23 protein-coding genes are annotated in these 22,864 nt (G+C 61.1%); 18 read left to right on the top strand and 5 right to left on the bottom strand.

The window, feature by feature from the left end; translation table 11 throughout:
* From rpmI to ICL81_RS08375, 3 genes are all read left to right on the top strand, one after another.
* Positions 1-195, top strand: a complete 195-nt coding sequence (gene rpmI / locus ICL81_RS08385; protein ID WP_188023702.1) for a 50S ribosomal protein L35 — start codon at positions 1-3, stop codon at positions 193-195.
* 42 nt (positions 196-237) lie between these two features.
* On the top strand, positions 238-621 hold the full coding sequence (rplT, locus tag ICL81_RS08380; protein ID WP_188023701.1) for a 50S ribosomal protein L20: 384 nt from the start codon (positions 238-240) through the stop codon (positions 619-621).
* Between the two features lie 76 nt (positions 622-697).
* Positions 698-1,507 (top strand): RNA methyltransferase, encoded by an 810-nt coding sequence (locus tag ICL81_RS08375; protein WP_188034456.1) that lies wholly within the window; start codon positions 698-700, stop codon positions 1,505-1,507.
* 84 nt (positions 1,508-1,591) lie between these two features.
* On the opposite strand, the gene ICL81_RS08370 is transcribed toward ICL81_RS08375, so the two are convergent.
* On the bottom strand, positions 1,592-2,899 hold the full coding sequence (locus tag ICL81_RS08370; RefSeq protein WP_188034455.1) for a Dyp-type peroxidase: 1,308 nt from the start codon (positions 2,897-2,899) through the stop codon (positions 1,592-1,594).
* 6 nt (positions 2,900-2,905) lie between these two features.
* Positions 2,906-3,514 carry a copper resistance protein CopC gene (locus ICL81_RS08365; RefSeq protein WP_215394777.1) on the bottom strand — a complete coding sequence of 203 codons (609 nt, stop codon included), beginning with the start codon at positions 3,512-3,514 and terminating at the stop codon, positions 2,906-2,908.
* 204 nt (positions 3,515-3,718) lie between these two features.
* On the opposite strand from ICL81_RS08365, the gene pheS reads away from it, so the two are divergent.
* Together pheS and pheT are read left to right on the top strand one after the other, a co-directional pair.
* Positions 3,719-4,759 (top strand): phenylalanine--tRNA ligase subunit alpha, encoded by a 1,041-nt coding sequence (gene pheS / locus ICL81_RS08360; protein WP_188034453.1) that lies wholly within the window; start codon positions 3,719-3,721, stop codon positions 4,757-4,759.
* Positions 4,759-7,335 carry a phenylalanine--tRNA ligase subunit beta gene (gene pheT / locus ICL81_RS08355; protein WP_188034452.1) on the top strand — a complete coding sequence of 859 codons (2,577 nt, stop codon included), beginning with the start codon at positions 4,759-4,761 and terminating at the stop codon, positions 7,333-7,335. The genes pheS and pheT overlap by 1 nt, the downstream gene beginning before the upstream one ends.
* Positions 7,336-7,396: 61 nt before the next feature.
* Here pheT and ICL81_RS08350 read toward each other — a convergent pair whose 3' ends face one another.
* A complete protein-coding gene (locus ICL81_RS08350; protein ID WP_188034451.1) occupies positions 7,397-8,353 on the bottom strand; it encodes a LysR family transcriptional regulator in 957 nt (318 codons plus the stop codon).
* 133 nt (positions 8,354-8,486) lie between these two features.
* Between ICL81_RS08350 and ICL81_RS08345 the strand changes: the two genes are divergently transcribed.
* From ICL81_RS08345 to ICL81_RS08290, 12 genes are all read left to right on the top strand, one after another.
* On the top strand, positions 8,487-9,821 hold the full coding sequence (locus ICL81_RS08345; protein WP_188034450.1) for an MFS transporter: 1,335 nt from the start codon (positions 8,487-8,489) through the stop codon (positions 9,819-9,821).
* Positions 9,818-11,521 carry an FAD-dependent monooxygenase gene (locus ICL81_RS08340; protein ID WP_188034449.1) on the top strand — a complete coding sequence of 568 codons (1,704 nt, stop codon included), beginning with the start codon at positions 9,818-9,820 and terminating at the stop codon, positions 11,519-11,521. Before ICL81_RS08345 ends, ICL81_RS08340 begins: the two co-directional genes overlap by 4 nt.
* 150 nt (positions 11,522-11,671) lie before the next feature.
* Positions 11,672-12,412 carry an SDR family oxidoreductase gene (locus ICL81_RS08335; RefSeq protein WP_188034448.1) on the top strand — a complete coding sequence of 247 codons (741 nt, stop codon included), beginning with the start codon at positions 11,672-11,674 and terminating at the stop codon, positions 12,410-12,412.
* A gap of 31 nt (positions 12,413-12,443) precedes the next feature.
* Entirely contained in the window at positions 12,444-13,373 is a 930-nt protein-coding gene (locus tag ICL81_RS08330) for a VOC family protein (RefSeq protein ID WP_188034447.1), read from the top strand.
* An 18-nt stretch (positions 13,374-13,391) separates the two neighbouring features.
* Positions 13,392-14,168, top strand: coding sequence for an enoyl-CoA hydratase-related protein (locus tag ICL81_RS08325; RefSeq protein WP_188034446.1), 777 nt, complete (start codon positions 13,392-13,394; stop codon positions 14,166-14,168).
* Between the two features lie 98 nt (positions 14,169-14,266).
* A complete protein-coding gene (gene argC, locus ICL81_RS08320) occupies positions 14,267-15,319 on the top strand; it encodes an N-acetyl-gamma-glutamyl-phosphate reductase (protein ID WP_188034445.1) in 1,053 nt (350 codons plus the stop codon).
* 89 nt (positions 15,320-15,408) lie between these two features.
* Positions 15,409-16,572: a bifunctional glutamate N-acetyltransferase/amino-acid acetyltransferase ArgJ gene (argJ, locus tag ICL81_RS08315; protein WP_188034444.1), complete on the top strand. Its 1,164-nt coding sequence runs from the start codon at positions 15,409-15,411 to the stop codon at positions 16,570-16,572.
* Between the two features lie 9 nt (positions 16,573-16,581).
* Positions 16,582-17,490 (top strand): acetylglutamate kinase, encoded by a 909-nt coding sequence (gene argB / locus ICL81_RS08310; protein ID WP_188034443.1) that lies wholly within the window; start codon positions 16,582-16,584, stop codon positions 17,488-17,490.
* 16 nt (positions 17,491-17,506) lie between these two features.
* Positions 17,507-18,148, top strand: coding sequence for a prepilin peptidase (locus ICL81_RS08305; protein ID WP_188034442.1), 642 nt, complete (start codon positions 17,507-17,509; stop codon positions 18,146-18,148).
* A 37-nt stretch (positions 18,149-18,185) separates the two neighbouring features.
* On the top strand, positions 18,186-18,503 hold the full coding sequence (gene fdxA, locus ICL81_RS08300) for a ferredoxin (protein ID WP_188034441.1): 318 nt from the start codon (positions 18,186-18,188) through the stop codon (positions 18,501-18,503).
* 284 nt (positions 18,504-18,787) lie between these two features.
* Complete coding sequence (locus tag ICL81_RS08295; protein ID WP_188034440.1) at positions 18,788-20,080, top strand: citrate synthase; 1,293 nt, start codon at positions 18,788-18,790, stop codon at positions 20,078-20,080.
* A 174-nt stretch (positions 20,081-20,254) separates the two neighbouring features.
* Positions 20,255-20,425, top strand: a complete 171-nt coding sequence (locus ICL81_RS08290; protein ID WP_188023683.1) for a DUF3117 domain-containing protein — start codon at positions 20,255-20,257, stop codon at positions 20,423-20,425.
* Positions 20,426-20,532: 107 nt separating this feature from the next.
* On the opposite strand, the gene ICL81_RS08285 is transcribed toward ICL81_RS08290, so the two are convergent.
* Complete coding sequence (locus ICL81_RS08285; protein WP_188034439.1) at positions 20,533-21,165, bottom strand: O-methyltransferase; 633 nt, start codon at positions 21,163-21,165, stop codon at positions 20,533-20,535.
* Between the two features lie 126 nt (positions 21,166-21,291).
* On the opposite strand from ICL81_RS08285, the gene ICL81_RS08280 reads away from it, so the two are divergent.
* On the top strand, positions 21,292-21,648 hold the full coding sequence (locus ICL81_RS08280; RefSeq protein ID WP_188034438.1) for a twin-arginine translocase TatA/TatE family subunit: 357 nt from the start codon (positions 21,292-21,294) through the stop codon (positions 21,646-21,648).
* 29 nt (positions 21,649-21,677) lie between these two features.
* On the opposite strand, the gene ICL81_RS08275 is transcribed toward ICL81_RS08280, so the two are convergent.
* Positions 21,678-22,847 (bottom strand): P-loop NTPase, encoded by a 1,170-nt coding sequence (locus ICL81_RS08275; protein ID WP_188034503.1) that lies wholly within the window; start codon positions 22,845-22,847, stop codon positions 21,678-21,680.
* Positions 22,848-22,864: the final 17 nt, after the last annotated feature.

Genomic DNA, 22,864 nt, shown 5'->3' with positions numbered 1-22,864 from the left:
ATGCCTAAGCAGAAGACCCACTCGGGTGCTAAGAAGCGCTTCAAGCTCACCGGTAGCGGCAAGCTGATGAAGCAGCGGGCCGGCATGCGCCACAACCTCGAGGTTAAGTCCTCGAAGCGCAAGCGTGCCCTCAACGCTGAGCAGGTGCTCAGCAAGGGTGACGCCAAGCAGGCGATGAAGCTCCTCGGCCACTAATTCGGCCCACCGATCTTAATAACTCAGTAAGGAAACACTGAAATGGCAAGAGTCAAGCGGGCCGTCAATGCCCACAAGAAGCGTCGCGTTGTTCTTGAGCGCGCATCGGGCTACCGCGGACAGCGTTCGCGCCTGTACCGTAAGGCGAAGGAGCAGCTGCTCCACTCGCACGTTTACGCATACAACGACCGTCGCAAGAACAAGGGCAACTTCCGTCGCCTGTGGATCCAGCGCATCAACGCTGGCGCGCGCGCAAACGGCCTGACCTACAACCGTTTCATCCAGGGTCTCGCGATCGCTGGTGTTGAGGTTGACCGCCGCATGCTCTCTGAGCTTGCTACCAACGAGCCCACCGCATTCGCGACGCTCGTTGAGGTTGCAAAGAACGCACTGCCCGCCGACACCTCGGCACCCAAGGCAGCGTAAGCTCTTCACAGCTGTATGAAAATGCCCCGGCTTCTGCCGGGGCATTTTCGTTTTCTAGACAAGTTAGGCTTGAACCGTGAACGACGCCATTCTCGAAAATCCGAAGGCTACACGCGTAAAGCGTGCGGCTGCGCTCGCCCGTAAAAAGGAACGCCGCGAACAGCAGCGCTTCCTCGTCGAAGGGCCGCAGGCAGTTCGTGAACTCCTCGTGCATCGCCCCGAGCTCGCTGAGGTCGTCTACGCGACGCTCGGCAACGAGCCGTGGCAGCGCGAAATGGACCAGCTTGCGAACGACGCTGGCGTCCGCATTGAGCGCGCCACTCCAGAGGTGCTCGCTACCCTCGCCGAGACTGTACAGCCGCAGGGAGTGATTGCCGTCGCGCGCCTCGAGAACGCCTCGGCTGAGACCATGCTTGAGTCGGCACGCCTCATCGCTGTGCTCCACGAAGTTCGCGACCCCGGAAACGCTGGCGCGGTGCTCCGCGCAGCAGACGCTGCTGGAGCAGACGGCGTGATCTTCACTGGCGACGCCGTCGACCCGTGGCACCCAAAGGTTGTGCGTTCCACGACTGGGTCGATCTTCCATCTACCCGTCGCAGTCGTGCCCGAGCTGGCTGACGCTGTGCAGGCAGCACGCGCTGCCGGCCTCGAGACTATTGCTGCTGACGTTCGCGGTATGGATCTGTCTCAGGCTCGCGCACACGGCGACCTCAACGGCAGCATCGCGTGGGTCTTCGGCAACGAAGCACGGGGCCTCACAGAAGAGGAGCGTGAGACTGTCGGTCGCGCACTCAAGCTCCCCATTTATGGTGCCGCAGAGTCGCTCAATCTCGCGACCGCAGCAAGCGTGCTGCTGTACGAGACCGCGTTTGCGCAGCGCGGCTAACGGCTCAGACGCGCGAGCACACAGCAGAGGGCGGATCGGTACAACGTATGTACCGATCCGCCCTCTGTCATCAGCGATCGTTATCTAGGCGAAGAGCGAAGCACCGATGATGTCGCCACTTTCGAAGCCAGGGAGCATCGCAAACACGGCAGAGCCCGTGTGAGTCACCCATTCGTTGAGCATGTCGAGTTCGTCGAGGCGTTCCTGGATGGGGACGAACTGTTTGCGAGGGTCGCGTTGGTAACACACGAACACCAGGCCAGCCTCAGTTCCCTCGTCATAGTTGATGGCACGACGGTAAATACGCTCGTTCGGATCCGTTGAGTGCGCGCGGCGCGAGTGCGCCGTGATCGGGATCGCGGGAAGGCCGAGTGCGTTCTTTGCATCGAAGTCCATCGGGGTGGACTCGTCGCCGCCGGTGATCGGGCCACCCGTGTCGAGCGTGCGGCCAATGGTGTCTTCACGGCCGGGGCGGTCGACCTGGTCCCAGGTGTCAAGCTCCATCCGAATGCGCCTGAACACCAGCGCAGAACCGTTCTTGAGCCACTGCTCGTTCGGCGCTGTACCATCGATCCAGACGAGGCCAGCGAAATCCTCTTCTTCGGGTGCGGGATTGACGGTGCCGTCAACCTGACCCATGAGGTTGCGCATGGTCTTGCCAGGGGCCTCTGCGCCACGTGCCTGGCGGAAGCCCTGCTGGAACCATGACAGCTCAGCAAAGCTCGAGAGGTCACGGTGCATCATGCGTGCGGCGTGAGAGATTGGCATCTGGCTGTCGGCCTGTAGCACGATCAGCAGGTCGCCACCGGTGTACGCGGGAGTCAGCTCGTCGAGCTTAAACGCGGGGAGCGGCGCAAGCCACTTCGGCACCTTTGCGGGATCTACTCGCTTTACCAACTCTGACCCAACGCCAACCGTGATCGACAGGCGTGATGGGCGACTCGCGAGTTCAGGTTCGGGATCGGCGAGCGGACCAGCCCCAGACACGAGTCCTTCGATGTCGTCGGTGAGGATTCGTAGCATGCGCGAGATCGCATCTCGGTCGGTTCCAGGCTTCAGCGTGAACGAGAGATAGCGTGCGTGTGCTGCAGGGAGCGTCGTAATGCCAGCCTGATGCGCGCCGTGGCAGGGGAGTGACTCGCCACCGTACCCGGGCTCGGTGCCTTCTGCACCGAGCGACGGCTCGACCGTCGGCTCAGCGTAGCCGGCACCAGCGTTTTGGGCGCGGATCGCGGTAACCGTCGCTGTGCCACCTGCTCCGAGCGCCAGTCCGACGCCTGCGCCAACCGCGCTGCCGGTGATGAGGGCGCGGCGGCTGAAGCGGCCGGTCGTGTGAGTGGTGCGGTCCTTCGTGCCTGCCGTTGGAGTGACAGGATCAGTGCTGTTGGTCATCGTGAATTACTCGATGCCGGTGAGGTCTTCGTCAGCTGCCAACGCCTGACGCTTAGCCTTCATCGCGAAGGCGGCAATGCCGCCACCAATGACGAGGACGCCTGCGATTGCGATGCCGATCCACAGCCACACCTTGCCGCCGTTCGTGCCGGCATTGTCTGCGGGCTCATCAGCGAGCTCTTCTGCGCCAGCGACGGAGGTGATCGTGCGGATCGCGGGAGGGTCAGTCGAACCCTCGACGACGTCGAACTCGAAGCCGCCCTCAATGCGGTGTCCGTCACTCGAGACGACGCTCCACACAGCCTGGTACACGCCCGGTTCAAGCGGCTGCAGCTGCTGCTTCACATCGAATCCATCGATGACGGCGTCGCCCTCGGTGACGGCCTCACCAGCGGCGTTGGTGACGTTGACGATTGTCGCGCCGTCCATGATGTTGTTTGTGTAGCTCAACGTAATCGACGAAGCCTCGCCTGAGGCACCAAGGATCACCTCGGTGTTTGCAAGCTCATCATGAGCGAGTGCGGGGGAGGTTGGCCCGATGAGGAGCGCAAAGAGTGCAACCAGGCCAACAATCATTCCGCGAAGCCATGACTTGGTCGCGCTACGCTCAGACATTCCGTCAAGCGTCTGAGTTGCGGCGAGATTGAAAGGGTTACCCACTGAAAGGCCTCCATCGTTGGTTCCATCGCGAGATGAAATGGTGTGTCCTAAGACGAAGCTTAGAGAAAGTCACTGGCTGGAAGCTGGATACGCCTCGGACTGTCGCCCACCGAAAGTCGCGCAGCCGGCTGTCACCCAGGCAAGGTAAGATTGACCACCGTGTCAGACATCAATCCGATCACCCAGGAAGCCGTCGATGCGGCTGTTGCAGATGCGCTCGCCGCGTTTGATGCAGCAGAGACCCTCGCCGAGCTGAAGACCGCCCGTACCGCGCACGTTGGAGACGCTTCTGCAATTGCAAGGCTGAACTCGCTCATGCGTGAGGTACCGAAGGAAGCAAAGGCCGAAACCGGCAAGATCATGGGCCAGGCCCGCGGTCGCGTCGAGGGCAGCTTTAAGGCGCGCGAAACCGCGCTTGCTGAGGCCGAGGCTGCAGCACGTCTCATTGCTGAGACTGTTGACGTCACCGAGGCGCCCGTCCGCCGCAAGGCTGGCTCGCGTCACCCGCTCGCGCAGCTGCAGGACGAAGCATCCGACATCTTCATCGGCATGGGCTGGGAAATTGCAGAAGGCCCCGAACTCGAGCACGAGTGGTTCAACTTCGACGCGCTCGGCTTCGACCCCGACCACCCCGCACGCGCAATGCAGGACACGTTCTTTGTTGATCCTGCCGACCGCCACCTTCTGCTTCGTACCCACACGTCGCCGGTGCAGGTTCGTTCGCTACTCGAGCGCGACCTTCCCCTCTACGTCGTGTGCCCGGGCCGCGTTTACCGCACCGACGAACTCGACGCGACGCACACCCCTGTGTTCCAGCAGATTGAGGGCCTCGCCATCGATAAGGGTCTGACGATGGCTCACCTGCGCGGCACGCTTGAGCACTTCGCGCGCCAGATGTTCGGCGAAGAGGCAAAGATCCGCCTCCGCCCGAACTTCTTCCCGTTCACCGAGCCGTCCGCTGAGATGGACGTGTGGCAGCCCAACGCTAAGGGCGGCGCGCGCTGGGTTGAGTGGGGCGGCTGCGGCATGGTCGATCCCAAGGTGCTGATGGCTGCTGGCCTCGATCCCGAGGAATACCAGGGCTTCGCCTTCGGTATGGGTATCGAGCGCACCCTGCAGTTCCGTAACGACCTTAATGACATGCGTGACATGGTCGAAGGCGATGTCCGTTTCAACCAGCAGTTCGGAGGACTGGTCTGATGCGTATCCCACTGAGCTGGCTGGGTGAGCTTGTAGCTCTCCCCGCTGACGTCACCCCTGAAACCGTGCACGCCGATCTCGTGCGTGTGGGGTTTGAAGAAGAGTCGATCCGCCGCTTTGAGGTGACCGGCCCGGTCGTCGTCGGCCAGGTCATCTCCCGCGAGCCCGAAGAGCACTCGAACGGCAAGACCGTGAACTGGTGCCAGGTGCGCGTTGCGCCAGAGGGGGAGCTTGCAGCTGACGGCGGCGCCGACGTGCGCGGCATCGTTTGTGGCGCTCACAACTTCGTTGAGGGCGACAAGGTTGTTGCATGCCTTCCCGGTGCAGTACTGCCCGGCGGCTTCGCGATTGCTGCACGCAAGACTTACGGTCATGTCTCTGACGGCATGATGGCTTCGGCGCGCGAGCTTTCGCTCGGCGACGAGCACAACGGCATCGTCGTGTTCAAAGACTACGGTCTTGATCCTGAGGTTGGCACCGACGCAAAGGCGCTCCTTGGCATCGATGACACCGCCGTTGAAATCAATGTCACGCCCGACCGCGGCTACGCGTTCTCGGTTCGTGGTGTTGCTCGAGAGTACTCGCACGCGACCGGTGCTGCGTTCACCGATCCTGCTTCGATCATCGAGGTGAAGCCTGCAACTGGCTTCAACGTCACGATTGCTGACGAGACACCGATCCGCGGCAAGCAGGGTGCAACCGGCTTCGTGACCCGTGTCGTGCGCGGTATTGATGCAACAATCCCCACCCCGCCGTGGATGGTCGCGCGACTGCAGCTCGCAGGCATTCGTTCACTGTCGCTGCCCGTTGACATCTCGAACTACGTCATGCTCGAGCTGGGTAACCCGCTGCACGCATACGACCTCGCTAAGCTGCAGGGCGGCATCACTGTTCGTCGCGCGAAGGAGGGCGAGACCCTCGTCACGCTCGACGAGCAGACTCGCAAGCTGCACCCCGAAGACCTCCTCATCACCGATGAGTCAGGCGTAATCGGCCTTGCAGGCGTCATGGGTGGCGAGTCAACCAAGACTGATGATTCGACGACCGACATCCTCGTTGAGGCTGCGACCTTCGACTCCGTTTCGATCGCGCGTACGTCGCGCCGCCACAAGCTGCCGAGCGAAGCGTCGAAGCGCTTCGAGCGTGGCGTGGACCCCCGCGTCGCGCAGGCTGCTGCACAGCGCATGGTCGACCTGCTCGTTGAGCTTGCAGGTGGCACCGCTGACGAGCTCGGCACCGACATCGTGGCTCCCTGGGAGCCGACCGAGGTCGTTCTTCCGATCGCCCGCGTAAACGGCCTGCTCGGCACCGACTACACCGACGCTGAGGTTCGCTCAGCGATCGAGCTCATCGGGTGCGCCGTCGCAGACGGCGCAGAGGGCACGCTCGTCGTTACTGCTCCGAGCTGGCGCTCTGACCTCACCCGGCCCGCGGACCTAGTTGAAGAGGTTGCGCGCATCGTAGGTTACGATCGCATCCCCTCTGTTCTCCCTGTCGCTCCGGCTGGCCGTGGCCTGACCCGCGCACAGCGTCTGCGTCGCCGCGCCGCAAATATCGTGACCGCTGCTGGCCTGGACGAGATCCAGAGCTACCCGTTCATGTCGCGTGAGCAGCTCAACGCGTTCGGTGCCGGTGCAGAAGAGGCGGCTGACGCTGCTACTGAGCCCGTGCACGCGATCCGCCTCGCAAACGCGCTTGACGCGAGCTCGCCGTTCATGCGCCGTTCACTGCTTCCTGGTCTCGTGACCGCGGCTCAGCGCAACGTTTCGCGTGGCCTCACCGATCTCGCGCTCGTGGAGTTCGGCTCGGTCTTCGAACCGCTCACCGGCAAGCCACTCGGTACTGATTTCGTCCCGCCGCTCGCTGAGCGTCCCTCGGACGAGGTGCTAGCTGAACTCAACGCTTCGATCCCGAAGCAGCCCCTGCGCACCGCAGGACTGCTCCTCGGTGATGCAGCGACGAAGCAGCCTGGTGAGGCAGCTCGTGAGTACGACTGGGCAGATGCTCTCGAGTACGCACGCACGGTCGCTTCGGCTGTGTCGATCGAGCTCGTTGTGCTCCAGGGCTCGCATCGCGCGTTCCACCCCGGCCGCACCGCGACGCTCGCAGTTCGCGTTGCTAATGACATCGACGGCGACGAGGGTGGCCTCGAAGTCATCGGTGTTGCTGGCGAGCTCCTTCCCGAGCTCGTAGCTGGTCACCACCTGCCCGGGCGCGTCGCAGCGTTCGAGCTCGACCTCGAGCGGCTCATCGAGCTGGCTCCGCGTGAGGCGACCACCTCGTCGCTCTCGGGTTACCCCGCAGCTACGCAGGACCTCACACTCGTCGTCGCGGCTGACATCCCCGCTGGCGATGTGCTGACGGTTGTCGTTGCTGGTGCTGGCGAGCTCCTCGAGGACGCTCACGTCGTCGACGATTACCGCGGCCAGGGCATCGAAGAGGGCGAGAAGGCACTGACCTTCGCGCTCCGCTTCCGTGCCGAGGATCGCACGTTGAAGGCTGAAGAGGCGAGCGAAGCAAAGCTTGCTGGTGTCGCAGCTGCTGAGCTCGCATTTGGAGCCAAGCTGCGCGACTAATTCGCCTGCTGCCAAACGGGCCGGTGCGACAGATAGTTCTGTTGCGTCGGCCCGTTTGCATTTAGGAGAGTTCGCCCATGTGGTGCTGCCAGGTGTGGGGCTTCGCTGGTGCGTCGGGGCGGAACGCGCTGGTGGTGAAGTCGAGGAGCGCTTGCGTTTTCGCCGTTGGCCGAGCACCGTGCGCGAATGCGAGCACGACGGAGTTGTCTGGGAGGGGATCTGAGATGGCGCGGTACACGAGCGGGAGCCCGTCGTAGCTCGTATCACCGTAGGGACGGCCCATGATGATGGTGTACGCGAGACCTCGTGCGACGAGCGAACGCAGCGTTTCGACATTTGCGCTACGCCATTTGACTCGTGGCGTAAGTCCCGCCTGTTCGAGAATCGCTTCGACATGATCGGTGGCTGGCCGAAGCGAGAGTAAAGCTGCGGGTTCTTCCTTGAGAAGGTGAAGGGGAATCGTGTCAAGCCTTGCGAGCGGATGCGTCGGGGCAAGTGCGATTTGGAGCCGCACGGGGGTGACAGGGAAGGATCGAGCACCGGGCAACAAGTGGTTGTGATACAAAAGTGCAGCATCGATGTTTCCCGAAAGCAGCATTGCCTGTAGCTCTGCAGAACCGCCCTCGACGAGTTCGAGGCTCACCTGCGGATGTGTGTCATTGAAGTGCTCTGCGATCCGCGGGAAAAGCCACGGGGAAAGGGTAGTGAAGATTCCGACCGTCAGGGTGCCAGTAAGTTCGCCGCGCATTGCGTCTGCGATGTCTTGAATTCCGTGCAAGCCCTCGGTGACCGCACGCGCGAGCTCGGCGACGGTATGCCCGGCTGCAGTGATTTCTACGCCTCGTCCACGGGTTCGCAGCGTGAGTTGTATTCCAAGTTGTTCTTCCAGCTGTGTAATGGCCTGAGACACCCCGGCAGGTGAGACATGCAGCCGGTCTGCGGCTGCCGTGAGGGAGCCGGTCTCAGCCGTAGCACAGAAGCTTTCCAACTGGCGGATCGTGATCTTCGGGGAACCCATTTAACTAATACTAAACAATCAATCAAGATTATTATTCTTGTCTTACTTATGCGCTGCCAGAAAGATAGAGCCTCGTGCGGCATTCGTATGTTCGCGCGCCGAATTTTGGCCTTTTTCTCACAGGAGTTCAATGATGAGCACCCCGCCCATTTCCGACGCTGCGACAGCAGTGACGCCCAAATACGAGCAGGAATCCCTACGTACGCCGCAGATGCGGCGGATCCTGGCTTCCAGCTTCCTTGGCAGTGCAATCGAGTTTTACGATTTCATGCTGTACGCAAGCGCAGCGGCGCTCGTGTTCGGCCCGGTCTTTTTCTCGCAGCTTGATCCAGCGCTCGCCGCAATCGCGTCGTTCGCGACGCTTGCAGCAGGCTATGTTGCTCGCCCGCTCGGAGGCATCGTCTTCGGACACTTCGGCGACCGCCTCGGACGTAAGGGTGTGCTCGTCTTCACTATGGTGCTGATGGGTGTCGCCACGGCACTCATCGGCCTGTTGCCGACCTACGATCAGATCGGCGCAGCCGCGCCAATGTTGCTGGTCACACTCAGAATCGTCCAGGGCTTTGCGGTCGGCGGCGAATGGGGTGGTGCGATGCTGATCGCACTCGAGCAGGCACCCGGTGGCAAGCGTGGTTTTGCCGCCGCCTTCGCCAACCTTGGCGCTCCCGCTGGTTCAGTGCTTTCCGCAGGCATTCTCGGCCTGTTCACTCTGATGCCACACGAGCAGTTCCTTGCCTGGGGATGGCGAGTTCCATTCCTGTTGAGCGTGGTTCTCGTTGCGATTGGCATGGTCGTGCGTTTGAAGGTCGTTGAAAGCCCGCTCTTTGTGAGCTTCAACAATGAAGCAGAAAAACGCAAGGTTCCTTTTATTGAGGTCTTTAAGAACTCGCCGTGGGTGCTCCTGCTTGGCATGCTCGTAGCAATGAGCCAGCTCACGATTTCTGGCATGGCAAGTGTGTGGGGCCTTGGCTACGCAACCTCCCACGGAACCGATCCCACCTTCGCGCTTAACTCAAAGGTAGCCTCTGCGATCGCGATGTTTGTCACCACGATTATTGCGGCACGCTTGAGCGATCGCTATGGCCGCCGCCCCGTCATCGCTGTCGGCATTGTCGCTGCTGCAGTATTTGCGTTCCCGCTCATTCAACTCGTCGGCATGGGAGAGAACTGGGCATTTGCGGTCGCAGTCATTGTCGGCCAGGGTATCCAGGGCATCATCCTCGGCCCGTTGGCCGCGTTCCTTGCAGAACTGTTCCCGACCGAAACGCGCTTCACTGGAGCTTCAATTGCCTTCCAAGGAGCCTCGGCGATTGGCGCAGGCTTTACTCCGATTATTGCGAGCTCCTTGATGGGGTCTGGCGGTCCGGTCGTACTCGGCGTCGTATGGATTGCAGTGCTTCTTGTCTGCCTCGTTGCAGTGTTTATCTCTCCTGAAGGCTCAAAGCGGAATCTGGCGGACGTCAAGTGAACTACACCTACGATACGGAGGTCCTGATTGTCGGCGGTGGCCCAGTCGGACTGCTTGCGGCGATGACGCTTGATAGTCATGGTGCGACCGCGATCGTGCTTGAGCAAGACCCATTCCTGCAGCCGCCAAACGTGAAGTGCAACCACGTGTCCTCGCGCACGATGGAAGTATTTCGACGACACGGAATCGCTGACGAAGTACGCAGTGCCGGCTTGCCATCGGGCCACCCCCAGGACGTCGCATTTCGCACATCTTATGTTGGGCAGGAGTTTGGCAGGATCCGCATCCCGTCTGCCGAGGAGCGCCGGACCGGAGGTGGATCAGGCCCAGACGTCTCGTGGGCAACGCCGGAGCACCCGCACCGCGTCAACCAGACCTATCTCGAGCCGATTCTGGAACGCCACGTGGCGTCTCGTTCCGGGATTGACCTCCGGAACGGTGTACGTGTCGATGCCGTTACACAAGATGAGTATGGGGTCACTGCCGCGGTGACCGACGTCGTAACGGGCACACAAACGACGGTGCGCGCAAAGTACTTGATCGGTGCAGACGGCGGCCGTTCACTTGTTCGAAAAGCAATGGGTGCGAAATTTAGCGGCGACCCAGTGCTGCAACACGTGCAGTCAACGTGGATCCGATCCGCTGCGCTCGCCGCAGCACGCGAGGCCATTCCCTCGTGGGGCACCTACGTGTATAACACGCGACGGAACGGGCATATCTATGCCATCAATGGCGTAGACGAGTTCTTGGTGCATACGTATCTCACGGCAGAGGAAGCCGAATCAGGATCAGTGGATCGTCATCAGGCGCTTCGTGACATTCTCGGAGTAGACGTGCTCTTCCCGTATGAGGTGCTCTCAGAGGAAGATTGGGTTGCGCGCAGACTGGTCGCAGACAAGTTCCGTGACCGCAGGTTCTTTATTGCTGGTGATGCGGCTCATCTGTGGGTGCCGATGGGCGGATACGGAATGAATGCTGGGATCGCTGATGGAGTGAACCTCGCCTGGACCATTGCGGCAGTGCTCGACGGCTGGGCGGGGGACCACGTGCTTGACGCCTATGCTGCTGAGAGGCAGCCCATCACCGAGCAGGTATCACGGTTTGCGATGGGGCACCTGCAGAAACTCGATGCAGCTGACATGCCTGCAAACATCGAACACTCTGGTGTAGAGGCAGACATTGCGCGGCGACGCTTTGGCGTGCTGGCGGAGCAGTTGAACGCTCAGCAGTTTGCTGCTGCCGGGTTGAACTACGGCTACAGCTATCATGGCTCTCCGATCATTGTTGCCGATGGCCCGGCGCCCGAATACACGATGGGAACCTATACTCCATCAACCGTACCCGGCTGTCGCATGCCGCATATCTGGTTGCCCGATGGTTCCTCCGTGTATGACTCGTTGGGGAAGTGGTACACGTTGGTAAATGCGTCTGGTAACTCGGTTGCTGGCGCGGTATGGGCAGCGTCTGCTTCTGCTGCGGGATTGCCCACCGCGTTTCTTGACCTCTCTGCTGTCGAGCTTCCAGTGACATTTAGTACTGGGTATCTCATTGTTCGGGAAGATCAACATGTCGCTTGGCGGGGCGACCAGCTGCCTGAAAACATCATGGAGTTTGTGCAGCTGCTCGGCGCTCGTAGCGATGCCTCGCTTGCCCCGCAGGGGGCTCATTTGCCTGAGCCGCTGCCACGGGTCGCAGCGTAATCTGAAGCTGCCAATGCCCCGGTACTCCGTGAAACGAGAGCCGGGGCATTGGCGACTCTGCGAAGGGGGAACGAGCAGAGAAAAGTATCCCTGGTGAACTTCTCCGTCGAGGCATATGGTTAGCGCACAGGCAGGCCAAAGGAGGCGGGCATGCGAATAGCAGTGGTTGGGGGAACCGGGCTCATCGGCGCGCACGCCGTTGAGCTTGCGCGCGCAGCTGGCCATGATGTGCTCGCACTTGCGCGGTCTACCGGCTGTGACGTGTATGACGGCCAGGGACTAGACCTGAGCGGTGTGGATACGGTGATCGATGTTGTCGATCCGCGCAATGAGTATGAGCGCGTCACGTTTTTTGAACTCGCATCACGTCGCCTCCAAACTGCAGCAATTGCTGGCGGGGTGCGGCATTACGTGTTGCTAACGATGATTGGTGCCGCTGCGCATCCGTACGGGCAATTTGCCGGCAAGGCCATCCAGGAGCACTGCGTCGCCGAGGGGCAGATCCCGTGGACGATTTTGCCGACCGCTCCCTCTTACGAATTTGCCGAGCAACATGGCAAAACCGTAGGTGGCTGGGTGTTTGTGCCTGAGGTGCTAGCTCAGCCGCTCCCCGCGAGAGTGATCGCAGAACGTCTCCTCTGGGCTGCGGAAAGTGTGCCAGTTGGGTACGCCAGGGAGTTTTCAGGCCCTGAGCGGATGCGACTCGCCGAAATCACGCGAATGGTGTTTGAAGCGCGCGCCGATCCGCGCCCAGTCATTGAGCTGCCGTACTGGGGGCGATACGGAAAATCATTGCGTGACGGCACGTTATTGCCGCACGAAAACGCAGAAATTGGTACGGTGGGCTATGTAAATTGGCTCGCTGATTACTCGCAATTGCACCGGCATTGATGCTCCATTAGAGAAAGTAACACTGGGTCTTATGACGCAACAGATTGTTCCCAAAATTTGGTGTGACGGGAACGCCGAAGAGATGGCTTCCTTCTACGAGAACGCCTTTCGAGGGTCAGGCCGCGAGATCCACATCGAAGTGGATGGACGATACCCGGAGACCGGGCTGGCTGACTTCCAGCAGGCACTCGCGGGCAAGGCCCTGTCGGTAACGATGACGATCGAGGGATACCGTATCGGGCTCATAAATGGTGGCCCTGAGTATGCTCCCAACGCGTCGGTATCGTTTGCTTTGAACTTCGATGCAGCGATTCTGAGCGGCGGTGCGGCGTGCGCGCGCGAGACTCTCGACCTGTTGTGGGATGCGCTGCTTGTCGGAGGAGCAGAGGTTATTCCACTGGGGGAGTCTCCGCTCTCCGATAAGTATGGCTGGGTGCGAGACCGGTTTGGCGTGCACTGGCAACTTGTTCTCGCGAGCCCGAACCGTTCACCACGGCCGTTTGTGTTGCCTGCAATGACCTTTGCCTGCGCTGCGCAGAACCGCGCGACAGAGGCGCTTGCGTTGTACACAAGCGTGTTTGAAAAACTTCCTGGCGGAGCTGGAGTGACCAATACCCAGTCGTACGGTGCACAGGTCGGGAAGGCGTCTGCTGAAGCTCTTGTCTTCGGGGAGTTCCATCTCGGGGATGACTGGTTTATCGCGATCGATAATCCGCTCGAGGAAGAGCATTGCTTCACCTGCGGTGTCTCCTTAGAAGTGCAGTGCGACGACCAGGCCCAAATCGATGTTGTTTGGGACGCGCTGTCTGCCTCGCCTGAGGCTGAGCAGTGCGGGTGGCTTGTTGACGAGTTTGGCGTGAGCTGGCAGGTCGTCCCGAAGAACATGGGGGAGCTCATGGCGCGACCCAATGCATTCGAACACATGATGGGGATGAAGAAACTGGTCATCAACGACTTCTGAGCCGGTAACGTGTGGGACATGACTGACTACACGCGTATTCTCACCGCAGCGAACAACCGTGTCGCAACGATCACCCTGAACCGTCCAGAGGCGTTGAACGCGCTCGATTCCACTCTCGTGCGTGAGCTCATCGACGCGGCGACGACGTTCGATGCTGATCCGGAAATCGGCGCAATCGTGATCACCGGGTCGGCGAAGGCCTTTGCCGCTGGCGCAGACATTAAAGAAATGAGTGAGCAGGGGTACGTCGATATGTACCTGAACGCGCCGTTCCCTGGTTGGGCGCCGTTCGAGCAGATCCGGACCCCGCTCATCGCGGCCGTCTCCGGCTTTGCTCTTGGTGGTGGCTGTGAACTGGCGATGATGTGTGACATCATTCTTGCGGCTGACTCGGCTCGGTTTGGCCAGCCCGAAATCAACCTTGGCATCATCCCTGGTTTTGGTGGATCGCAGCGGTTGCCGCGCGCGATCGGCAAGTACAAGGCCGCTGAACTGGTATTGACCGGGCGTCATATGAAGGCTGACGAAGCCGAACGGAGCGGCTTGGTGTCACGTATCGTGCCGCAGGATGAGCTGCTCGTAGAAGCGCAGAAACTAGCGGAAACCATCGCCGCCAAGTCGTTGCCAGCGGTGTACGCGGCGAAGGAAGCGTTGCAGGTGGCGCAGGAATCGACGCTTGCCGAGGGCCTGCGATTCGAGCGTCTTGCGTTCGCCGCGCAGTTTGCGACAGCCGATCAGAAAGAAGGCATGCGCGCCTTCAGCGAAAAGCGTCAACCCAATTTCACGAACGAGTAAATGTTGCAGATCCTGCAGTCTGTTGCGGCAAAAATCGAAGGATTTGCTGTGAAGTGCCAGAATAGAGAGCATCGGTGTGCAGAGATGAAGGAGCGTCGATGACTTTCAGTGTGGCAGTGGCTGGTGCGAGTGGGTATGCCGGTGGCGAGCTGCTCCGTCTACTCGCAGGTCACCCCGAGTTTGAGATCCGTACGGTGACCGGGCATTCATCAGCGGGGCGACCACTGATCGAATCGCAGCCGCACCTGCGCTCGCTTGCGCACCTGACGCTTCGCGAGACCACCCCTGAGGTGCTCGACGGTCACGACATTGTCTTCTTTGCGTTGCCGCACGGTGCGTCTGGCGCGCTCACTGCGCAGCTCACGGATGTCCGTCTTGCAGTCGACTGTGGCGCGGATCACCGATTGGCAGACCCTGCAGATTGGGAAGCGTTTTACGGTGGAGAGTTCCACGAGGCATGGACCTACGGCGTGCCTGAGTTGCTCATTGACGGCGGTGCTCGCCGACAGCGTGAGGCGCTCATCGGCGCTACCCGTATTGCGGCTCCCGGCTGCAACGCTTCGACGGTCGGACTCTCACTCGCACCAGGCATTGCTGCTGGGGTGATTCAGGCCGACGACATCGTCACCGTGCTTGCTGTAGGCCCTTCCGGCGCTGGTAAAGCGGCAAAGACTCACCTGCTGGGTGCTGAGCTCATGGGCACTGCGAACCCGTACGCGGTTGGTGGAACCCACCGGCACATCCCAGAAATTCAGCAGTCGCTGCGTCGAGCTGGTGCGACTGGTGAGCCGACGTTGAGCTTCACCCCGGTGCTTGTTCCGATGTCACGCGGCATCCTCGCAACGACGACCGCGAAGCTCACGCCTGGCACCACTGTTGCAGAGGTTCGTGCTGCCTGGGAGTCGGCGTACGCTGACGAGGCCTTCGTGCATGTGCTGCCCGAAGGCGTGTTCCCGCGTACCGCGGATACACTCGGCGCAAATACCTGCCTGATGGGCATCGCAATTGATGAGGCTGCACAACGCGTCGTCATCGTTGCGGCACTTGATAACTTGGCCAAGGGCACCGCTGGCGCGGCTATTCAGTCAGCCAACATCGCTCTTGGGCTCGCTGAAGACACTGGTCTTTCAGTGAACGGGCTGGCCCCCTAAGCGCGAGTCACTCTCACTCACGTCAGAACAGCGCCCGTGTAGCCGCGGGCTGATCGCGTCGGTATGCCGACGCATGAAAAGGAGTAGCGATGAGCGTCACCGCACCCCAGGGGTTCCGATCTGCGGGTATCGCAGTCGGCCTCAAGTCCACAGGCAAGCCTGACCTTGCTCTCGTCGTCAATGACGGCCCGAAGCCAGAGTCGGCAGTGGTCTTCACGATGAACCGAGCGCAGGCAAACCCCATTCTGTGGAGCCGCAAGGTCATCCAGCACGGCCCCGCACGCGCGATTGTGCTGAACTCGGGTGGCGCGAACTGCTTCACCGGTGACTTCGGCTACGAGACGACAAAGCTCACCGCAGAGGCCGTTGCGACCGCGCTCGACGGCGCTGATGGCGATGCAGAGAACATCCTCGTTTGCTCGACGGGCCTCATTGGTGCTGGCGATCAGACGTTCCGCGACAAGATCGTGCTGAACATTCCGGCGCTTGTCGAGCAGCTCGCGACAGACGACACCACCGCCCCCGCAGCGATCCTCACGACCGATTCGGTCGAAAAGATTGCCACCCACACGGGCGCGGGCTGGACTATTGGAGCGATGGCAAAGGGTGCTGGCATGCTGGCTCCCGGCCTTGCGACAATGCTCGTGGTCATCACAACTGATGCGGTCCTCGAAGAAGAAGTACTTGACCGTGCGCTTCGCGCGGCAACCAAGGTGAGCTTCGACCGCCTGGACTCTGACGGCTGCATGTCGACGAACGACCAGGTCACGCTCATGGCGTCCGGCGCTGCGGGCGTCACCCCCGACGAAGCTGAATTCACTGCGGCACTCATCGCGATCTGTGACAGTCTTGCTGCGCAGCTTCAGGGCGATGCAGAGGGCGCAAGCCACAATATTGATATCGAGGTGCTCGGCGCAGCAACCGAAGATGACGCTGTCGAGGTTGGTCGTGCACTGGCGCGTAACAACCTGTTCAAGGCTGCGATCTTCGGCAACGATCCAAACTGGGGCCGCGTCCTGGCAGCGATCGGCACCACCGAAGCCGCGTTTGATCCGTACCAGGTTGATGTGAGCTTCAATGGCATCCGCCTCTGCCACGCGGGTGCCCCCGATCGCCCCGTGACTGACTGCGATTTGACCCCGCGTCAGACGCACGTGCGCATCGAGCTCTTTGCTGGCGACGCGCAGGCGCTGATCCGCACCAACGATCTCACGCACGACTACGTGCACGAGAACAGCGCGTACTCGAGCTAGGACGAGGTTTTGGCTACGACCACGAAGGAAGCGCTCGACCACGCGCAGGCGTCAGCGAAGGCACAGGTACTCATTGAGTCATTGCCGTGGCTGAAGAAGTTCCGTGACACGATCATGGTCATCAAGTTTGGCGGCAACGCGATGGTTGATGAGGAGCTGCTTGCGGCCTTTGCAGAGGACATCGTCTACCTCCACCACGCCGGTATTCGGCCGGTGGTCGTGCACGGCGGCGGACCACAGATTAACCGCATGCTCGAACGCCTGGGTATCACGAGTGAGTTCCGAGGTGGGTACCGTGTAACGACCCCCGAAACAATGGACGTCGTTCGCATGGTGCTCACCGGCAAGGTGAACCCTGAGCTGATCGAGTCGATCAACGCTCACGGTCCGTTCGCGTCAGGTACCACCGGTGAGGATGGCGGCCTGTTTATCGGCAAGCGCCGGCCGCCGGTTGAGGTCGATGGTGAGTCTGTCGACCTGGGCCGCGTTGGTGACATTGTTGGCGTTCGCACGGAGCCGATTCTGGCGCTGCTTGAAGCCGGCATGATTCCGGTGGTCTCGTCGATCGCTCCAGATGCAGACAACCCAGGCGAGTCCCTGAATGTCAATGCAGATGCGGCGGCATCGGCCCTGGCATCGGCCCTCGGAGCTGAAAAGCTCGTCATTCTCACGGATGTTGCCGGTCTCTATGCGAGCTGGCCAGACAAGAGTTCGCTTGTCTCCACGATCAGCGTCACTGATCTTGAGACGATGCTGCCCTCACTCGAGTCGGGAATGATCCCGAAGATGCGTGCGTGCCTAGAAGCGGTTCGCGGCGGGGTGTCAAAGGCCGCAATCATCGACGGTCGAGAGCCGCACTCGGTGCTGCTTGAGATTTTCACCGAGCATGGCATCGGTACAGAGGTCGTCCCAGACTAGGGATGCCGGAATGCCGGTGGAGAAGCAACTTGCCTTCTCCACCGGCATTCTTGTACTGGCCGTCTCCGGGGGAGCGCTCGCCGCTGTACTCCAGCTCACGCTCGTGCGCACCCCCGGCGATAGCGCCGACACCTGGGTACGCGCCATCCTTGTTCCCGCAGCGGCCGCTGGACTGCTCGGCTGTCTGAGCGTTGTGATCTCTGCGGCGGATCACACAGCCCTCCGCATCCCTAATCGCTTGCTCGCCTGTGCAGCTGTCGTCGTGCTCCTCGCGGCCGGTACAGCCGTGAGTGCGGCTGGTGTGGGTGGAGGTGGATCCGCGCCCCTGCTTGAGCGGCTCGGCGCAATGAGCGTGCCCTGCGTGCTGCTGGTGTCTGTCTGGTGGTGTGTGCCAACGGGTATTGGCGCGGGCGATGTGAAGCTCGGCATCGTGGCGACTGCGGCCGTTGCCGGGTTCGGGGAAGCTCCGTGGCTGCGTGCGGGAGCGCTGCTGTGCGGTTTCGCGCTCGCGCTCACACTGCAGAATCTTCGCCGGAGACGAATTCGAGCGCGGGTTACTGCAGCGGGCCCGTGGCTCCTCGGCGCCGCTTGGGTGACGTATCTGCTCTTGTCGCCCGGACTTGGCGCGCTCGCAGCTAGCGGGTCTGCGACCGGCTAAGATGAAAACATTGTTTGACGAGTGAAAGGCGTGGATCATGACCTATGTGATCGCTCTTCCCTGCGTGGACGTGAAAGATCGCGCCTGCGTCGACGAGTGCCCCGTTGACTGCATTTACGAGGGTGAACGCTCGCTCTACATCCATCCGGATGAGTGCGTTGACTGTGGCGCATGTGAGCCTGTGTGCCCCGTGGAAGCCATTTACTACGAAGATGATCTGCCCAGTGAATGGTCTGATTACTACCGTGCGAATGTTGAATTCTTCGATGAAATTGGTTCGCCTGGTGGAGCAGCAAAGGTTGGCATGTACAACTTCGACCATCCCGTAGTGGCGGCTCTTCCGCCTCAGGCATAAAAGCCGCACGAGATGCACCGGCCGCTGTTTCTTCGGAAGAAACAGCGGCTTTTGTGTGTTTGCGCCAAAGAAGCTTCGGATGCCAGTAGGGTAAAGCTGTAGCGCAAACACGGAACATCATTGAGCTCAATGCATCGCATTTTGTTCGACATCAAGATAGTCTGAGGTTAAGGGCGTAACGAATCTACGGCCTGGCCGTGGACTCCTAAAGGAGCCGATAGGCTGAAAAGTATTGGCAGTGTTAACCAGACGCTCGCCAGCATGAGATCTCACGAGGAGATGACATGACCGACTCGACACAGAGCCCCAACACAGCGAAGCTGATCCTGCCCGAGGGTTCGGCTGAATTTCCGATCCTGGCTGCAGTCGACGGCAACTCGGCAATTGACCTGAGCACGCTGACGCGTCAGAGCGGCTACACCGCGCTCGACTACGGTTTCGTGAACACCGCATCGACGAAGTCGTCGATCACATACATCGATGGCGATGAGGGTGTTCTCCGGTACCGCGGCTACCCAATCGAAGAGCTCGCGAAGGGATCAACCTTCCTGGAGGTTGCATACCTGCTGATCTACGGTGAGCTGCCGACCCCAGACCAGCTTGCAGCGTTCGATAGCGAAATCCGTCGCCACACACTTCTGCACGAAGACATGGCGTACTATTTCGAGGCTGTGCCGCACACTGCACACCCGATGGCGATGCTCTCGGGCGGCCTGCAGACCATGTCGACCTACTACGAGAACTCGCTCGATACCTCGGTGCCCGAGTTCGTTGAGGTCAACACGATTCGTCTGCTTGCAAAGCTTCCCGTGCTCGCTGCATACGCGCACAAGAAGTCGATCGGTCAGGCAACCCTGTACCCGAAGAACAGCCTTGGCTTTGTTGAGAACTTCTTGCGTCTCAACTTTGGCAACAAGGCTGAAGACTACAACATGAATCCGGTGCTCGTTGACGCGCTCGACAAGCTCCTGATTCTGCACGCAGATCACGAGCAGAACGCGTCGACGTCGACGGTTCGCCTCGTTGGCTCGACCGGCGCAAATCTCTTCTCGTCGGTTTCGGCGGGCATCAACGCACTCTCAGGGCCGCTGCACGGTGGCGCAAACGAGGCAGTGCTCGACATGCTCGCGCAGATCCGCGATTCAGGTCAGAGCGTCCAGGCGTTCGTGGAAAAGGTTAAGCGCAAGGAAGATGGGGTGAAGCTCATGGGCTTCGGTCACCGCGTCTACAAGAACTACGACCCGCGTGCGCGCATCGTGAAGGACAGCGCGGCAAAGGTGCTTGAAGAGCTCGGCGTGAACGACCCGTTGCTCGCGCTCGCGCAGGAGCTTGAGCAGATCGCACTCGAAGACGACTACTTCAAGGAGCGCAAGCTTTACCCGAACGTCGATTTCTACACTGGCGTGATTTACAAGGCAATGGGCTTCCCGACTCGCATGTTCACCGTGCTGTTCGCAATCGGTCGTCTGCCCGGTTGGATCGCCCAGTGGCGTGAGGCGCGCACCGATCCGCAGACCAAGATCGGTCGCCCGCAGCAGCTGTACACAGGTTCCGCAGAACGGCACCTGAACCGCTAACGCAGCGAAAGTTTGGGGCGAGGCGCACTTGCGCGTCGCCCTACTTTTGTGCCCATCTACTCATATCTGGCCAAGAAATAGATCTGTTTCTCAAATATGACGCCACGATTTCGTGCGCTTGGCGTTTCCGGGGGATAATAGGTGTTGGAAGTATCTAGCTTGCAAGGAGGCGTCATGGCGGCAATGAAACCGAGGACCGGGGACGGACCCATGGAAGCGGTTCGTGAGAGCCGAGTGATCGTGGTCCGCGTGCCTCTCGAAGGCGGCGGTCGTCTCGTCGTTTCGGTCAATGATGAAGAAGCAGCTGAGCTGCGTAATGTTCTCGCAGGTGTGCTCGACGGCTGAGTGCTCCGCGTTGTAAACACAGAACCCCCGCCTCAAACGAGGCGGGGGTTCTGTGTTTCTGCCGGAGTTGGCCGTCCCCGGCCTGCTCCGCACCCGTAACTGCGGTGTTAGGCCGCGAGCTTGACGACGGTGAGGAGGCCGCCTCCGGACGCTGACAGCGACGCAGCCGTCGCGGGCGACTCTGCGACCACCGCGAGGAGGTCGCGCAGCGACTGGGTCTGAGGATCGCGAGCAGCCGGGTCAGAGACCTGGCCATGTGCGAGCGCGTTCGGGATGATGATGGTGCCACCCTGACGCACGATTCCAAGCGCGTATTCGAAGAGCTCAAGGAGAATCTCCGGCTCGGCGTCGAGCAATACGATGTCATACGAGTTGAGGTTCAGGCGAGGCAGAATGTGGAGTGCATCGCCCTCGACGAAGCGCACACGCGAAGACGGGATGCCCGCTTCGGTGAAGATGGGACGTGCTTCTCGCACGTACTCCGACTCACGTTCGATGGTGGTGAGCGTGGCATTCGGGGCGTGACGCAGCAGCGCGAGACCGCTGACGCCGAGACCGGTGCCGATCTCGCAGATTGTGCGTGCGTTCGACACTGCCGCGAGCAGGGAGAGTTCTGACGCGACCGAGGGGGAAACCGGAGCCACGCCGTGCTCGGTGGAGAGGCGGCGTGCACGCGCGAGCGATTCAGGCTCGTTCGGGTACTGTTCGACGAACTGCCAGTTACGTTCGACCTTGCTCACTTTGCCTCCAATATCGCGACTCAACACGCGTACTTTCTAAGCGTAGAGGTTCAGCGCGCTGCACTGAGGCTATACACGCGCGTCATCGTGAGGTTTCCCAGCGCAGTGCGATGTACGATAACGGGTATGGGCCTGACTTTCGACAAGATCTTGGTGATTCTCGTGATCGCGATGATCATCGTTGGACCTACCCGCCTCCCCGAATACGCCAAGAAGCTTGGTGAGTTCGTGAAGATGATCAAGGGTATGGCCGACGGCGCGAAGGGTCGGCTCAAGGACGAAATGGGCCCAGAGTACGAAAGCGTCGACTGGAAGCAGCTTGATCCGCGCCAGTATGACCCTCGCCGTATCATCCGCGATGCCCTGACAGAGGACGAGCGTGAGGCACGCCTTGCTGAGCGGCGAGAGCGCCTCGATAACGCCCGCAAGGAGCGCGAGGCAAAGCTCACGGGCATGATGCGCTACGACGACGAGGCGACCTAGGCGATCTCGGCCACTCAGTACCCGCGGTGTTAGCTCAGGCTGATACCGAGCGAACGGCCTGCGAGTCCACGGCCGAGGCCGATAATGCGATCAGCGATGCGCAGAACCTCGGCGCCAGCCGGATCCGCCCCCGCAATCAGCGACTGCGGGGTGCCAGTGTCACCTGCCGCACGGAAGTCTGGGCTCAGCGGCACGCTGCCAAGGAGCGGAACGGTGCCGTGCTCATCATCTGAGAGGCGTTCTGCGACGGCCTTGCCGCCACCCGAGCCGAACAGGTCAAGAACGGTGCCATCGGGCTGCACAAGGCCGGCCATGTTTTCGATGACGCCGATGACCTTCTGACCAGTCTGGCGAGCAACGAGCGCGCTACGCACGGCGACATCGGCCGCGGCCTCCTGCGGGGTCGTGATAACGAGCACCTCGGCCTGGGGGAGAAGCTGACCGACACTGATTGCGACGTCACCCGTTCCGGGCGGCAGATCGAGCAGCAGCACGTCGAGGTCACCGAACCAGACGTCGCGCAAGAACTGTTCGATCGTACGGTGCAGCATGGGGCCGCGCCAAGATACGGCAGTATTGCGCGGATCGGCATCGCCCAAGAACATGCCGATCGAAATCGCCTGTACACCGTCGACGGACGGCGGGATGATCATCTCGCCGACGCGGGTCGGTTGTTCGACCTTGCCGTCGCGGCTGAGGCCCAGCACGCTCGGGATCGAGAAGCCGAAAATGTCGGCGTCGATCACGCCAACAGAGAGGCCACGCTTCGTGAACGCCATCGCCAGCGCAGAAGTGAGGGAGGACTTGCCGACCCCGCCCTTGCCGCTTGTCACGGCGATGACGCGCGTGAGTGAGTCTGGGCCGAACTGGCGGGGACGTGATCCGCGTACACGTTCGACGAACGCCTGCCGCTCGGTCGATGTCATGACGCCCACCTCGACGTCACCGGAGGTGATGCCCGCGACCGACTCGATCGCGCTGTGCACGTCGGCCTCGATCTGGCGAGCCGCTGGGCAGCCCGCGATCGTGAGCTGGATGCTCACTGCGGCGCGCTGGGCGCCGGTCTCGTCAGAGCTGACCGTGACCTCGCGGACCATGCCGAGCTCAGTGAGCGGGCGACGGATGTCGGGGTCTTGCACGCGGTCAAGCGCGGTCCACAGGGTGAGTTCGAGTGCGGACGCTGTGTCGCGACCTGGCATCGTGTGCTCTGCGGTCA

Origin of the sequence: Leucobacter sp. cx-328 (assembly GCF_014530035.1) — a bacterium.
GTDB lineage: Bacteria > Actinomycetota > Actinomycetes > Actinomycetales > Microbacteriaceae > Leucobacter.
Note: the sequence above shows the minus strand (reverse complement) of the source record. Positions and strands in the feature narration are given on the sequence as shown.

Excerpts from the sequence above, each read along its gene's own strand:
- rpmI (WP_188023702.1), top strand. The coding sequence starts at position 1 with ATGCCTAAGCAGAAGACCCACTCGGGTGCTAAGAAGCGCTTCAAGCTC.
- rplT (WP_188023701.1), top strand. The coding sequence starts at position 238 with ATGGCAAGAGTCAAGCGGGCCGTCAATGCCCACAAGAAGCGTCGCGTT.
- ICL81_RS08370 (WP_188034455.1), bottom strand. The coding sequence starts at position 2,899 with ATGACCAACAGCACTGATCCTGTCACTCCAACGGCAGGCACGAAGGAC.
- ICL81_RS08365 (WP_215394777.1), bottom strand. The coding sequence starts at position 3,514 with ATGTCTGAGCGTAGCGCGACCAAGTCATGGCTTCGCGGAATGATTGTT.
- pheT (WP_188034452.1), top strand. The coding sequence starts at position 4,759 with ATGCGTATCCCACTGAGCTGGCTGGGTGAGCTTGTAGCTCTCCCCGCT.
- ICL81_RS08350 (WP_188034451.1), bottom strand. The coding sequence starts at position 8,353 with ATGGGTTCCCCGAAGATCACGATCCGCCAGTTGGAAAGCTTCTGTGCT.
- ICL81_RS08345 (WP_188034450.1), top strand. The coding sequence starts at position 8,487 with ATGAGCACCCCGCCCATTTCCGACGCTGCGACAGCAGTGACGCCCAAA.
- ICL81_RS08335 (WP_188034448.1), top strand. The coding sequence starts at position 11,672 with ATGCGAATAGCAGTGGTTGGGGGAACCGGGCTCATCGGCGCGCACGCC.
- ICL81_RS08330 (WP_188034447.1), top strand. The coding sequence starts at position 12,444 with ATGACGCAACAGATTGTTCCCAAAATTTGGTGTGACGGGAACGCCGAA.
- ICL81_RS08325 (WP_188034446.1), top strand. The coding sequence starts at position 13,392 with ATGACTGACTACACGCGTATTCTCACCGCAGCGAACAACCGTGTCGCA.
- argC (WP_188034445.1), top strand. The coding sequence starts at position 14,267 with ATGACTTTCAGTGTGGCAGTGGCTGGTGCGAGTGGGTATGCCGGTGGC.
- argJ (WP_188034444.1), top strand. The coding sequence starts at position 15,409 with ATGAGCGTCACCGCACCCCAGGGGTTCCGATCTGCGGGTATCGCAGTC.
- fdxA (WP_188034441.1), top strand. The coding sequence starts at position 18,186 with ATGACCTATGTGATCGCTCTTCCCTGCGTGGACGTGAAAGATCGCGCC.
- ICL81_RS08295 (WP_188034440.1), top strand. The coding sequence starts at position 18,788 with ATGACCGACTCGACACAGAGCCCCAACACAGCGAAGCTGATCCTGCCC.
- ICL81_RS08290 (WP_188023683.1), top strand. The coding sequence starts at position 20,255 with ATGGCGGCAATGAAACCGAGGACCGGGGACGGACCCATGGAAGCGGTT.
- ICL81_RS08280 (WP_188034438.1), top strand. The coding sequence starts at position 21,292 with ATGGGCCTGACTTTCGACAAGATCTTGGTGATTCTCGTGATCGCGATG.
- ICL81_RS08275 (WP_188034503.1), bottom strand. The coding sequence starts at position 22,847 with ATGCCAGGTCGCGACACAGCGTCCGCACTCGAACTCACCCTGTGGACC.